Annotated in this window: 8 protein-coding genes and 2 pseudogenes; 4 read left to right on the forward strand and 6 right to left on the reverse strand. The window is 40.8% G+C overall.

Features of this window, described 5'->3' with window-relative positions; all coding sequences use genetic code 11:
• Positions 1 to 151: 151 nt before the first annotated feature.
• From HWQ42_RS33465 to HWQ42_RS33475, 3 genes are all read right to left on the reverse strand, one after another.
• Positions 152 to 1,750, reverse strand: a complete 1,599-nt coding sequence (locus HWQ42_RS33465) for a B12-binding domain-containing radical SAM protein (protein WP_292819927.1) — start codon at positions 1,748 to 1,750, stop codon at positions 152 to 154.
• A gap of 620 nt (positions 1,751 to 2,370) precedes the next feature.
• Complete coding sequence (locus HWQ42_RS33470; protein WP_292819930.1) at positions 2,371 to 2,733, reverse strand: carboxypeptidase-like regulatory domain-containing protein; 363 nt, start codon at positions 2,731 to 2,733, stop codon at positions 2,371 to 2,373.
• 432 nt (positions 2,734 to 3,165) lie between these two features.
• Positions 3,166 to 4,149, reverse strand: coding sequence for a CHAD domain-containing protein (locus tag HWQ42_RS33475; protein ID WP_292819933.1), 984 nt, complete (start codon positions 4,147 to 4,149; stop codon positions 3,166 to 3,168).
• Between the two features lie 291 nt (positions 4,150 to 4,440).
• Here HWQ42_RS33475 and HWQ42_RS33480 point away from each other — a divergent pair.
• Positions 4,441 to 5,508, forward strand: a pseudogene (locus HWQ42_RS33480) (DUF3616 domain-containing protein).
• Between the two features lie 23 nt (positions 5,509 to 5,531).
• On the opposite strand, the gene HWQ42_RS33485 reads toward HWQ42_RS33480, so the two are convergent.
• Complete coding sequence (locus tag HWQ42_RS33485; RefSeq protein ID WP_094347724.1) at positions 5,532 to 5,936, reverse strand: NIL domain-containing protein; 405 nt, start codon at positions 5,934 to 5,936, stop codon at positions 5,532 to 5,534.
• A 544-nt stretch (positions 5,937 to 6,480) separates the two neighbouring features.
• On the opposite strand from HWQ42_RS33485, the pseudogene HWQ42_RS33490 reads away from it, so the two are divergent.
• The 3 genes and pseudogenes from HWQ42_RS33490 to HWQ42_RS33500 all read left to right on the forward strand — a co-directional run.
• Positions 6,481 to 9,282 (forward strand): annotated as a pseudogene (locus tag HWQ42_RS33490) (response regulator); the annotation flags it as partial.
• Positions 9,283 to 9,475: 193 nt separating this feature from the next.
• A complete protein-coding gene (locus tag HWQ42_RS33495) occupies positions 9,476 to 9,862 on the forward strand; it encodes a response regulator (RefSeq protein ID WP_292819937.1) in 387 nt (128 codons plus the stop codon).
• A 1,041-nt stretch (positions 9,863 to 10,903) separates the two neighbouring features.
• Positions 10,904 to 11,512, forward strand: a complete 609-nt coding sequence (locus HWQ42_RS33500) for a sterol desaturase family protein (protein WP_367119074.1) — start codon at positions 10,904 to 10,906, stop codon at positions 11,510 to 11,512.
• Positions 11,513 to 11,605: 93 nt separating this feature from the next.
• Here the strand turns inward: HWQ42_RS33500 and HWQ42_RS33505 are convergent, their stop codons facing one another.
• Positions 11,606 to 11,908 carry a hypothetical protein gene (locus HWQ42_RS33505; RefSeq protein ID WP_292740417.1) on the reverse strand — a complete coding sequence of 101 codons (303 nt, stop codon included), beginning with the start codon at positions 11,906 to 11,908 and terminating at the stop codon, positions 11,606 to 11,608.
• Positions 11,909 to 12,276: 368 nt separating this feature from the next.
• Positions 12,277 to 13,146, reverse strand: coding sequence for a 3-deoxy-7-phosphoheptulonate synthase (gene aroF / locus HWQ42_RS33510; RefSeq protein WP_292740415.1), 870 nt, complete (start codon positions 13,144 to 13,146; stop codon positions 12,277 to 12,279).
• Positions 13,147 to 13,674 lie beyond the last annotated feature (528 nt).

Below are 13,674 nucleotides of genomic sequence, written 5' to 3' on the forward strand. Positions count from 1 at the left end.
TCCGAAAAAGAATGTAGAGACGTAGCACTGCTACGTCTCTACAAGGGTTCTGGTTAACGCATATTTAATTTCTGGAGATGTCTAATGATTATCTCCTCGTGTGATTGGGAAGGCTGAAAGAGACATTCAGTGGAAGTCTTAAACCCTTGCTCTAAGTACTATGAGTTAATACTTCCATCACTTGTGCTTCCGATTTTACCCTAGCTTCTGCTGCCAGAAATTCAGCCACTTGCGCCTCAATTTCATCTCGGACAATTTGGCGATATTCCAAGAAATGCTCAATTTGGGCACAAACAGCTAAATAGCTACTTACCCCACCTGGATTATGCCGATACATGCTCCACAAGTTGCGCCAGAATTGCCAGCGCGTCTGACGACGTACACCCTGCCGCCAGCAAATAATCAGAAACGCTCGCAGTACTTTCCAGTTCAATGGTTTCTTGGCAGCTTTACCCTTTTTCGGGTAGGTTGCTTCGCCCAAAAGCCGGAAGTGTTTGTATGTACGCTCCAAAAATCGCTCTGGCTCATACAAATCACAGAAAGCCTGCACATATTCACGAGCGATGTCTTCTAAAGGTCGAGTTGGGACAAAGTTCATCAACGTGGTTTGATTGATGTTGGCAGATTTATTACGGAGTCGTCCTTCCTTTTCTAATCTATGCCAGAGGGCCGTATCTGGCAGGGCTTGCAACATACTAAATAAGGCTGTAGGAATTGCTGTTTGCTCGACAAACTTGACAATTCGTGCGCCGGCTCCTACTTTCTCGCCATCAAACCCAATGATAAACCCTGCCATGACTCGTAACCCTGAGCGGGTAATTTTATTCACCGCGTCACTGAGTGAGTCTCGCGTATTCTGGTATTTCTGAGTGAAAGTAAGACTTTCTTCGTCTGGAGTTTCAATTCCCAGAAAAACGGCTCCGAAATTACACGCTACCATCAAATCCATCAGTTCTTGATCTTGGGCTAAATCAACTGAAGCCTCTGTGGCAAAGGAAAAGGGATAATTATGTTCCACCATCCAGGGGAGAAGGGACTTCAGAAATAATTTGACATTCCGCTTATTGCCGATGAAGTTGTCATCCACCATAAAAATACTGCGTCGCCAACCCAGTTTGTAGAGATAATCAAGTTCTGCTAAAAGTTGCTCTGGGTTTTTGGTGCGGGGTTTGCGACCGTATAGCACAATAATGTCGCAAAATTCACATTGAAAGGGGCATCCACGGGAAAATTGCACCGACATCTCTGCATAAGCTTCAAACTCTAGCAAGTCAAAGCGAGGAGTTGGAGTGTTGGTGACATCTGGTTTTTCACCACCAGAACGAAAAATGCCTGTGCGATCGCCACGTGCGATCGCTGCTACAAATAAGGGTAGGGTAATTTCCCCTTCGTCTAATATCAAATAGTCTGCTCCAGCAGATGTCATTTCATTCGGTAGCGCTGTCGGGAAAGGTCCACCCACAGCAACCCGCTTACCTCTCCGTTTTGCTTCTATTATTTGAGAGAGCAAATCTTCTTTTTGCACAATCATCGCCGACATAATAACCAAATCTGCCCAAGCCCATTCGGCTTCTGTACAGACGCGAACATTTCGATCTACTAGCTTGAAATTCCATTCTTGCGGTAAAATCGCTGCTACAGTTACCAAGCCTAAAGGCGGTAGCATTGCTTTACGGTCTAATAAAGCCAGTGTTTTTTCAAAAGACCAAAAACTTTTTGGAAAGCGGGGGTATAGAAGTAAAACGTTCATATTTGATGTTTATAAACCTTGATTGTTGGTGCTGATTGAATTCATGTCAAACTAAACCAGTCGTGATGACACATTAGAGGAGCTTCTATATCCACTAGTTATAACTTCTACTATGACTGATTTAGACAAAGCAATATCTTGTTAGGGCGATTATTACTGTTTTCAGATCAGAAAGTAACTGAAAATTGCTTATGAGTGTGAGGAGTGCGATATCTACGACGGGCAACTCTTGCAGAGGCTACACCAACACCTACTGTTCTTTTTCTGACTTGGCAAATTGGCAACTCTAAGAAAATTAACCGTGTTATTTTCAATACTATACAAGGTGTATTTGCACTTTCAAGCTATTTAGACGGGCTGCAACCCGTCTTTTTTATCTTTGGATCATTTTAAAATCTTGTTAAATCTTGTTTCCGGGTAGAACTGACAATGCTCTTTCATTGTAACCCTGCACGAATCTGCATTCCCAGCCTCCGGCTGGAAACGAGGTAAAACTGGCGAAGACATTGCCATCAATTTTAGCTGTTTTTGTTCTCGTAAAATACACGCGAACAAATTTGATGAAATTAGAGTCTTTATTCAATACCCTATGTTCTCTTGTTAGATGATCAAAAATCAGTCTATTTCACAGGAACAGGGATTTTAAGAGGGCCAATATCGTAGATTCCAGTTTGTTTAGGAGGAACCTCAAAGTGGATGACATTCTGTTGATTGCTATTTAGGCGGAGTTCGTACTTACCAGGCTTAAAACCTTGCAAGGCAAATTTACCCACTTTGTTAGTAAACAAAGTAACCGGCTGCCAATTTGGATCGGAGAGTGACCTTACTTCAGCCGCTTGCAATGCAACAGGTTCTCCGTTTGCGTCTAGCAATACGCCTCTGAGAAAAACAGTAGCTTCTGTACCGATCCGAATTAAAGTGCCACTTTTATAACTAGGTAAAAGGTTATAAATTTCTCTGCCTAAATCGTATCCTAGCGGCAAATCTGACGCATACCCACGTTATAAAGTTTTGTAATGCAAAATCTCAAATACAAGGGTTTTGAGATTTCAGCATCCAACTTTAGTATTGTCCTCAAACCAAAACATTCCCAAAAAGAGCCAAAAATCGGCTAATTTCCATTTATACGATACAGAGTCAGTGCTTTTAGTGGAGGATGAATAAAGTACTGGAAATCTGCCTACAGTTTTTTTATGGCTCTGTTAGAGCAGGATTGGTTATAAGCACGTGGGGCTTTTTCAGCCAAGATGCTCCCCGGACAAATTGAGCGGGGAGCAATACTAGAAAGCACTATTAGACTAATTTCCGGTTTGGGTTCCGCCGAAAAGACCTGTATTGTACAAAGTCCCCAGAGCAGTGTTTATTTTTTATTTATCTGTTCGTTAATCCAATCCTTTCTCAATCAAGAGTAACTTTTAACTGATTACTCCTGAAAGCGGGTGCAGTATTGTTAAATGAAAACTATGTCTGATTTCAGTTTTCAGATACCGTTCTTGCAAAGGTTGCCATTGCTGCCACGACTGGTAACGATTTTCAGTTAACAAATTAGCAAAGGTGGGCAACTCTGTCTGAATTTCTGACTTGTATACATCTGCAAGCCAGTCAGTTAAAACGGCACTATCTTGCATCGTACCCAAAATTTCTTGGATACTTTTCACTTCTGTAATATAAGCTGCGTAAGATTCGCCATATAACTCAGTAAACAACTCCATCTGGTAGCGTATACGTTTAGCTTCTTTTCGCAAACTATGAAGACTTTCACCTTCGGTTGTCAATTGTTTTTCGATCTTTTTCGGTTTCCAGTTTTTCTGGATCTTCACTTCTGATTCTACAATCTCAGTACCAATGAGCCAACCCGGATGCAATAAGAAGTTACTCACTTCGGGTAAAAGTAAGTCTGGTAGCACTTGCTGAATAGAAACAGATGCCAAAGGTTGATAACTAGGTTTCTCTAACCACTTATCTAATGCATCCTTTAAAGACTTGTAAGATTCATCGTTTAATGTTTTCTGTACACTTGATTGTACATCTTCACGTTGTTTCGCCAAAGCTGTAAAAGCTGTTTGCAGAGATTCCTGCTCTTTGCGGGGTAAGTTTGGTTTGTAATTGTTTTCCAAACTTTCTTTAAGTACGTCTAAATCTCGCAGATTACCAAGACGACGGGCTATTTTACCAATATTTTTATCGCTGACTGGTTTCGGCACATCCACCGCTAGCCCAAACCGAGTTACCGCTGTGCGTAGGCGGCGCATTCCCACTCGCATTTGGTGCAACGCTTCTGGATCTTCATCTTTCTTCACCGATTTTTCCCACTTCAAGGTTTTCTTAAAGTGTTTTTCAATCGCTTGGTAGGCGTAGTCACCGAGAGTTTTTACTGTAGTTTGTGTAGCTAATTTCATAATGGGTCTGAATGATTACCTCATGAGGTTATTGCATAATAACAATATTATTTAAAAATTTACATATACTTTTGATATTTTTTATGCCATCAAGATTGTCAGGTATGCTTATGACTATTGATAGTTGCACCCTATTTTATAAATATGCTATATCTGTCAAAGGTTTATAAGTATCTCATCCGTCAAGTTGAGATGAACTATAGATAGTTTTAAAATGAAGATTTTACGATAAGAAAATCATATATTATGATAGGATAGCTAATATCTTTATAAATATAAACATAATTTAAAATGACAAGTTTACATTTGCTAAATCAAGTTTTATTGACTTTTATAGATTTTTTTAAAGAACATAGAAAAGACTTATGAGCAGTGCTGCTAACACATCAGAAGTATTTATGGTTAGGGTCAGATGAAACCTCTACTATTGAGCGTCTCTCTTGGGTTGATCCTGATAATTTTACAGAGCATCAACAATTTAGAGTAGCAGAATTTATCGATTTACCTGCACCAGAAGACAAAGAAATCGATATAGAAGGACTGGCTTACAGTGAACATTACTTATGGTTTGTTGGTTCTCACAGCTACAAACGCAAAAAATTTAAACCTGAAAATACAGATGCCAAAAACTTTAAAAGGCTCGGAAAAATTGAATCAGAACCTAACCGTTACGTCTTAGGACGGATTCCTCTAATAGACGGGAAGCTGTTCTCATCTTGTCCACACCCCCAAAAGCCAGATGTACAATTGAATGCCGCTAAATTAGAGGTGACTAATCAGGGGAATTTGCTGATGACAGCTTTAGCCAATGACAACCATTTAGGCTTATTTATTCAAGCAGCAATTCCCGGAAAGGATAATGGCTTTGATATTGAAGGAATAGGCATTTATCAAAACCGTGTCTTTTTGGGTTTGCGCGGGCCTGTATTGCGGGGTTGGGCTATGGTGCTGGAAATAGAGTTAGAAGATTCTACCCCTGGACTGATGAAACTAAAGCAAATTGGAGAATTGCAGGAGTTATATAAAAAGCATTTTATCTGGTTGAATGGTTTGGGAATTCGGGATTTGTATGTAGATGATAAGGATTTGTTGATTTTAGCCGGGCCAACGATGGATTTAGATGGACCCGTGCAAGTTTATCGCTGGGTAAATGGTGTAAATTTGCGAGAAAACGTCTTCAGCAATCCCGATTTTGTCCAAGATATTCCTTATGGAAATCGGGAAGAACACGCTGAAGGAATGACGCTGTTTCAGGATGTAGCTGGTATACCTTCGCTATTGGTAGTTTATGACTCTCCAGCAAAAAGTAGGCTGGTGGGTGATGGTGGTGTACTTGCGGATGTGTTTAAGTTGGGTTAACTTCAATTTTGGATTTTAGATTGTTAAATGTTAGTAGAGATTGCTTGTACGGGACAGGTGGGAATACACTGTTCACAGACGATACAGCGCGATCGCGTGAATGTCAACTTGTACGTCTCTGGCTGGAGGGTGAGGGCTTCGGTAGGACAAACCCCAGTACACAAGCCACAGTGTACACATACATCCTCGTCGATCGCAATTTCGCCTAATGTCGAAGAAACATTAACATTACGCGATCGCATCCACTCGATCGCCGCATCTAATTGATCGATGTCTCCCGATAATTCCACTACCAGTTTGCCAATTTGATTTGGGGCAACTTGGGCGCGGATAATATTGGCGGCGACGTTGAACTCTTTAGCCAGTACGTAAGTGACTGGCATTTGCACGGCGCGTTTCGGGAAGGTGAGTGTTACTCGTTTTTTCACAGATTTAGCAGAAGGTTTTTTCTGTTGTAGCGTATTGAGAGTTTTATCAGTCCTTTTTTATGGGAAGTTGCACGAACGAGCAACGTAAGAGAAAAACACTGCTCCTACCTCAACATACATAGCATCATTTCTAAAAATCTTTACAACACATAAATCAGCTGTACACCCCTACAAGATCAGGGATTTCGTGTTATGGCGTTAAACTATAGCAATTAGTACAGGAGTTACGAACAAAAAGATCCCCGGCTTCTTGAAAAAGTTCGGGAGATGAGCCTCTCTGTATTAGAAAAACTTGTAAGTAAGGTAGTATAAAGCTAGCGTCTGCAAAATGTTTCTTTCCACTATAGCATTTGCTCCTGAGAAGGTAGCTAGAAAAATCCAATTAATATCAATCGATATTGATATTGATTAATGAGTATGAACCGCAAATATAAGCCTTTTGGAGCTTTAAACCTCAGCATTGAATTGATATTATATCAATTTTATAATTTAAATTGATTGCTTGTTATCTGTGATATCCATTTTAACTTGGAAAGCTTTTAACATGAAAATTTTAGTTGTCGAAGATGATGAGTTAAATGCATACTCACTTACCACCGTTTTAACTAATCAAAACTACGCGGTTGAAGTTGCCACTGATGGAGATGCTGCTTGGAATTTTATTCAAACTTACGATTATGATTTAATCCTTCTAGATGTAGTCTTGCCCAAACTGGATGGCATTAGTCTTTGTCGTCAAATCCGGTCTAGTGGTCTGCAAATGCCAATATTGTTATTGACAGGGTGCGATAGTAGTCATGAGAAAGCGATCGGATTAGATGCAGGTGCAGATGACTACGTAGTTAAACCTTTTAACGCAGAAGAGTTAATTGCTCGTGTTAGGGCACTGTTGCGTCGCAAAGGCGTAAGCTCGCAACCAGTGCTGGAGTATGGAAAGTTGCGGCTAGACCCTAGTAGCTGTGAAGCGATCTATGCTGGAAATCTGCTGCCACTTACTCCCAAAGAGTATGCTCTGTTAGAACTATTCTTGCGAAATATTCGCCGGGTGTTTAGCTGCGGCATGATTTTAGAACATCTTTGGTGTTATGAAGACACTCCACAAGAAGAAGCTGTTCGCACCCATATCAAAGGGTTACGACACAAACTCAAAGCTGTAGGAGCGCCTAGTGATTTGGTTGAAACAGTTTACGGTATTGGCTATCGGCTGAAACCATTGGCAGAGGAGGAGAAAGCCAGGGGGGCAGAGGAGCAGAGGGGCAGGGGGGAATTAGAGCCTGAAAAATCTTTGGTTCCCAATCTTAAATCACAGCAGCAAACATTAATCGCAGTTGCGGAAATTTGGCAACGATTTCAAGGGCGAGTAGACGAGCAGGTGAGGCTTCTGGAAGAGACGATCGCAACTTTAAATCACAATAGTTTAAATCTTGATTTGCGATCGCTTGCAGCCAAAGAGGCGCATACCTTGGCGGGATATTTAGGTACTTTTGGCTTGCCTGTTGGCTCAAAATTGGCACGCAACATCGAATTGTTACTGAGTTCTGGTCAAATCTTGAGTCAATCTGAAATTAGCAACCTCGAAAGTTGGGTAAAGTTATTGCGTCGGGAAATTGACGGAAATGAAGCAGTGGGAATATCTTCATCACCAACCCCACAGGTTTTAGAAACAGTCACACAACCACTGCAAAATGACCTCCATACAGAAACTAAAATATTGGTTGTGGATGACGATCCGCAAATTCAGGCATTTTTACAAACCTTACTTAGTCCTTGGGGACTAAAAGCGATCGCTCTTGAAGATCCGCGTCAGTTCTGGGAAACCTTGGAAGTAGTTACGCCAGATATGCTGATTCTGGATGTGGAATTACCTTATACAAATGGTATAGAACTTTGCCAATTAGTACGCAACGATTCGCGCTGGTGTGAGTTACCCATTCTATTTCTCACTGTGCATAGCGATGCCGAAATGGTAAATCGAGTTTTTAGCGTTGGTGCTGATGATTTTGTAAGTAAGCCCATTGTTGGGCCAGAACTAGTAACCCGGATCGTCAATCGCTTAGAACGGATGAAATTGCGGCAGCGTGTGACGCAGGGGAGCAGAGGGGCAGGGGAAGCAGGGGGAGCAGGGGGAGATAGGGAAGTAAATTCTTCCTTGACTCCCTTATCTCTCAATTTACAAGCTATCAACGAACTGGAATTGAGAGTAGCAGAGCGTACTGCTGAGTTAATTCGGGTGAATCAACAATTGCAGTCACAACTTGATGAACGTCAACGGACACAGGGAGAATTACGGTTTTCTCAAGCCCGATTTGCACGAATTTTAGATATTGCTGATGATGCAATTATTTCTATTAACCGGTTCCAAAGCATCACTTTGTTTAATCAAGGAGCAGAGAAAATTTTCGGCTACTCTGCCCAGGAAGTGATTGGACATAGCCTTGATTTACTCTTACCGCAGCGCTTTTTTCAAGCGCATCGTCAACATGTGGTTGACTTTGGCCAATCTCCCAATGTTGCCCGTCGGATGGGAGAACGGCGTGAAATCTATGGACGCCGCAAGGATGGTACTGAATTTCCAGCGGAGGCTTCCATCTCCAAAATAGAGATGTCTGAGGAAATATTTTATACGGTGATTTTACGAGATATCACAGAACGGAAACAAATTGAACGCATGAAAGATGAATTTGTCTCTGTTGTTAGTCATGAACTCCGCACACCTTTAACTTCGATTCACGGCTCTCTAGGAATGTTAGCCAGTGGTTTGTTACCAACAGACTCAGAGCAGGGAAAACGCCTACTGCAAATTGCGACTGATAGCAGCGAACGCCTAGTACGTTTAATCAACGACATCCTAGACATTGAGCGGATTGAGTCGGGTAAGACGAAGATGGAACCAGAAATCTGCAATATCGTTGATTTGATCGTTCAAGCAGTAAATGTCATGCAGCCTCTGGCTGACAAAGCAGGTGTGAAAGTATCTGTTTCTGCTCTATCTGGCCAAGTATTGGCAGATTGCGATCGCATTGTCCAAACATTGACTAATCTAGTGAGTAACGCCATTAAATTCTCCTCTCCTGGATCTACGGTTTGGTTGGAGGCGCAACAACAAGGGAATGAAGTTTTGTTGACAGTCAAAGATACCGGACGCGGTATTCCAACAGACAAACTTGAGAGTATCTTTGAGCGCTTTCAACAAGTTGACTCTTCAGATTCACGCAACCATGATGGGACTGGTTTAGGTTTGGCAATTTGCAAGAGTATTATGCAACAACACGGCGGACGCATCTGGGCTGAAAGTGCATTGGGTGAAGGTAGCACTTTTTACGTCACTCTGCCATTATTTAGGGCTTTCCAAAATACCGATTTAGAAGACTCTTCCAACATTTCCTTAATGCATAGTACTTATGAGCCAACCACAAATAGCCAACTAAGTCCAGATACAGAATTGTTGAGCAAAGGGCGTGTGACTACCAAGGAATTTGAACAACGGTTGATGAAGTTACTTCAGGGAATTTCCCTGAAACAACAAGAGGATAGCAGTGATGACAACAAAGCAAATTCTAGTGGTTGATAACGAGCAATATATTCAAGAAGTTGCCAAGATTTGCTTGGAAACAGTCGCAGGCTGGAAAGTACTGACTGCGAGTTCTGGTCAAGAAGGCATAATTAAAGCTGAGACTTACCAACCAGATGCAATTTTACTAGATGTAATGATGCCAGAGATGGATGGCATCACTACATTTGAAAAGTTACAAGCCAATCCATTAACCAAAGCGATTCCAGTAATTTTGTTAACTGCTAAAATCCAGGCTTCCGATCGCCGCCGCTATAATCAGATGGGAATGATTAGTGCGATCGCTAAACCATTCAATCCTCTAGAATTAGCTGCTGAAGTAGCCGTAGCCTTGGGCTGGAGTTTAGAAAAGTAGAACAAAATCTATAGCAAATTAATTTATAAAAAGTAGACGTAGAGAAAAATGATTTAAAGGTTTTTTTAGAGGATGTCTGAGAAGTATCAAATATTTCTTGATTCCCCCTAACCTCCTTAAAAAAGCTACGGTGTACACACAAGTCATTTTCACCCCCTCTAACTCCCCCTTTCCAAGGGGGAGAACCGGATATTTTCCCCCTTGGAAAGGGGGAAAACAAGAAATCTAGTCCCTTCCCCTTTATAAGGCTACCGTGTACACACAAGTCAAATTACCCCCCTTAATCCCCCCTTGCAAAGGGGGGAAACAAGAAAATCTAGTTCCCTCCCCAATGCATCGGGGAGGGTTAGGGTGGGGTAAAACTGACGATAAAAACCAGGTGAGTAAACTATTTCAGACTTGTGTATACACCGTAGCCTTAAAAAAGGGGGAACAAGAGTCTTAAAGTCCCCCAATTTATCGGGGGATTTAGGGGGATCTCCAAGGTTTAGATGTATACAAAAAAACTTTTCAGACATCCTCTTAAGTATTAAAGAACACAATGGGTTAAAATCAATTCAATTGTTGTTGAAATACATAATATAAACGAACGACTTAAATAAATTTTAACTTAGTTGCAAAATTAGCTATTTACTACAATTTAAGTTTACCAATAATGTTTTTTTATGAATAGTAATAATTTATATTTATATATGCAATAGAATTAGTCTAACTTTTATTAATAAAATTTAATATATATTTGCTGAACTACTTGATGTTGTAAAATAAGCAGTGGATTTTGTCGATTAACAAATTAAATCGTAATTTGGTTATTTTTGGTAATGAAGACCAAAACAATTGGACATAATCAGCATTTTCATTTCACCGAATTAATATTACGGATGGGTCTAATTGACGAACCACTCATTTTGGTATTATTGCTTTTTCTTCTTCGCTATCACTCTTGCCCGATACTTTCTGATTGCTGGTGGAGCATACTTGCTCTTTTATTTAATTCTGGGGAAGTCTCTCGCCAACAAGAGTTTGCGTTTGAAACCGTTGATGAGTTGTTCCATTAAAAAGGATATTGAATTATCAGTAATCTCCACAGTAGTTTTTGCTATTTCTGGAGCGTTTATGATCTCAGAGTATAACTTGGGAGCAACCCTGCTATACGCTGACATCTGGAAATACGGACTGTGGTATTTAATAGTTAGCTTTATTGCAGTGCTAATTCTTCAGGATACTTACTTTTATTTTATCCATCGGATATTTCACCACCCTCTAATTTTTAGATGGATGCATTATGGACATCACCGTTCAGGTGAACCAACGCCCTGGAGTTCCTCTGCCTTCGACTTCCCAGAAGCGATGGTACAAGCACTTTTCTTTGTAGTTGTAAGCTTCATAGTTCCGCTACATTTCGTCACCTTAGTTGCCGCACTGATAACTATGACAGTATGGGCAGTGTTTACCCATCTCGGATTTGAGCTATTTCCTTCCTCATCTAAAAGTTACTGGATTGGAAGGTGGCTTATTGGTTCTATGCATCATTCCATACATCATCGCAAGTATAAAGTACACTACGGTTTGTATTTTACGTTCTGGGACAAACTGCTTGGTACTGAAGATCCTAATTATGAAAACGAAACCCACACAAGTGAGTTTTAACTATAGCAGTCCTAAATCATTTGTGAAATATTTTTCTGTTGGCTGTCATTAGTCAGTAGTCATTTGTCCTTTGTAATCACAAATGACTACTGACTATTTAATTTTTGTCGAATTCTCAAGCTTGTTTGGATTCACCCAACGATTGACAAATTCGTTGTTATGTTTGTACACCTTGATTTGCACTTGCTTGGAACTTAACTTGACTATTTCGGCAGGAATTCTTTGGACATCGCTAGAATCTGCGCGGGGCTTGTAAAGCCAAATCACTTTTTGCCCAACTTGAAAGTTGTTAGGATTGCTAGTTAAAGCAAGCGTACTTTCTGCCCAAGAGGGGAAAGCAACTGCTAAGTTGATCAAAAGTACTAAGACCACTAGAGTGATTTGAAAAAGTTTCATAATCATCGCACTTGTCTTAGGCCTGATGGGGGAATCAATCTGCTGCTCTAGCATTTAGTTATTGTCCTTCTTTGGGTTCTCAAAGTTAAAAGTTCAGTATTACTAAAACTTCTTTAGGCAATAGAGTAAAAGTTAAAATATCTAACTAATGTCAGGATAAAACGACTTTTAGAATAAAATCAAATAGTCTTGTTTGTTAAAACGATAAATTAAATTTATATATAGAAGATTGTGTTGCAAAAATACGTTTGAGAGCAAATGGAATAGCTGAAGTAACAAGTTTATTTTACGAAAGCGATCGCTGTTTGTCGCCAACCCAAAATAAATCTTTTGGCTGAGACATTGAAGCGATCGCCCTTTGGTGAAATTTAAGCAGCCAAAAAAATCGGGGCAGGTTTCAAACCCGCCCCGACATCTGATATACTGCGCCCAACGGCTGTAGCTACAGGCTTTAAACTATTAACTAAATGCACCATATCTTCTAAAGAAAGTGCTTGACGGGCATCAGAAACAGACTTTTCTGGTTCTGGGTGACATTCAATAATTAATCCATCTGCACCGCAAGCGATCGCAGCCCTAGCCACAGGTGCTACCAACTCCCGTTTCCCGACAGCATGGGAAGGATCTACAATTACAGGCAAGTGAGTTATTTGCTTGAGTGCTGCCACTGCCCCTAAATCTAGGACATTACGAGTGTAATCATCGAAACTGCGAATACCTCTTTCGCATAACACCACATCAGGATTCCCGTGGCAAAGGATATATTCAGCAGCCATGACAAATTCTTCAATAGTTGCTGCTAAACCACGTTTGAGCAGTATTGGTTTACCAGCTTGTCCTAAAGCTTTGAGCAAGTCAAAGTTTTGCATATTGCGGCTACCAACTTGCAGCATATCAGCGTGGGCGGCAACTACTTCAATTTGAGAAATTGACATTACCTCCGTAACAACTGGCATATTGTAATGCGATCGCACCCTGGCTAAAATCTCTAATCCTGACTCTCCCATACCCTGGAAAGCGTAGGGAGATGTGCGGGGTTTGTAGACACCGCCACGCAACCCCTGTACTGATGCAGTAGATAGCTTTTGGGCGACTATCTCCATTTGTTCTAAGCTTTCAACAGTGCAAGGTCCGCCGATAATTACCAGTTTTTCACCACCGAAAGCGACTTCTTCCGAGATTTTAACAATTGTCTGGTGGTTGAGATGGGCTTGTGCAGCAAGTTTGGCATTAATCATGGTTTTATTCTCCTGAAAAATTAAGTATTGGGAATTGGGCATTGGGAATTGGGTATTAGGATAAGAGTGTTTTCCAGTCCCCCAGTCTCCGATAACAACAAAAAAGCCCGAAACCTTTAAAAGTTCCGGGCGCGTTCTGATTCATTGGCATGACGCTATTTACCCGGAATTTATTCTGGGCCAAAAATAAAAGCCATAAAACCAGCTAATTAAAAAAGTCATGACAATGAAATTCTCCTTAAAAAAACAAAAACCGCAGAGTTTCTTCTGCGGTTCACCGGGCGGTTTCCATTAGGAAACTTAATTCACTCCCGGTGAACCACCCTATACCAAAAATAAAAGTAGGAATTTGTGTTAAGCATTTGCGGGTTTTTTGCTGGAAAGCTTAATAAATATACCTGTGTAAATTAACATTAGCAGCAAGAGTATGCTTTGTCAATACCTGCACAAACTATAAAAAAGCGATAGACTCAGTACAACTCTGGGGATTAAGACTAATAACGCTTTGCACAATTCAAAATCACGCCC

It is taken from the genome of Nostoc sp. JL23 (assembly GCF_017115065.1).
Lineage (GTDB): Bacteria > Cyanobacteriota > Cyanobacteriia > Cyanobacteriales > Nostocaceae > Nostoc > Nostoc punctiforme_A.

Bases quoted from the DNA above. Each gene is read 5' to 3' on its own strand.
- HWQ42_RS33500 (WP_367119074.1), top strand. From the start codon at position 10,904: ATGAGTTGTTCCATTAAAAAGGATATTGAATTATCAGTAATCTCCACA.
- aroF (WP_292740415.1), bottom strand. From the start codon at position 13,146: ATGATTAATGCCAAACTTGCTGCACAAGCCCATCTCAACCACCAGACA.
- HWQ42_RS33475 (WP_292819933.1), bottom strand. From the start codon at position 4,149: ATGAAATTAGCTACACAAACTACAGTAAAAACTCTCGGTGACTACGCC.
- HWQ42_RS33465 (WP_292819927.1), bottom strand. From the start codon at position 1,750: ATGAACGTTTTACTTCTATACCCCCGCTTTCCAAAAAGTTTTTGGTCT.
- HWQ42_RS33505 (WP_292740417.1), bottom strand. From the start codon at position 11,908: ATGAAACTTTTTCAAATCACTCTAGTGGTCTTAGTACTTTTGATCAAC.
- HWQ42_RS33495 (WP_292819937.1), top strand. From the start codon at position 9,476: ATGACAACAAAGCAAATTCTAGTGGTTGATAACGAGCAATATATTCAA.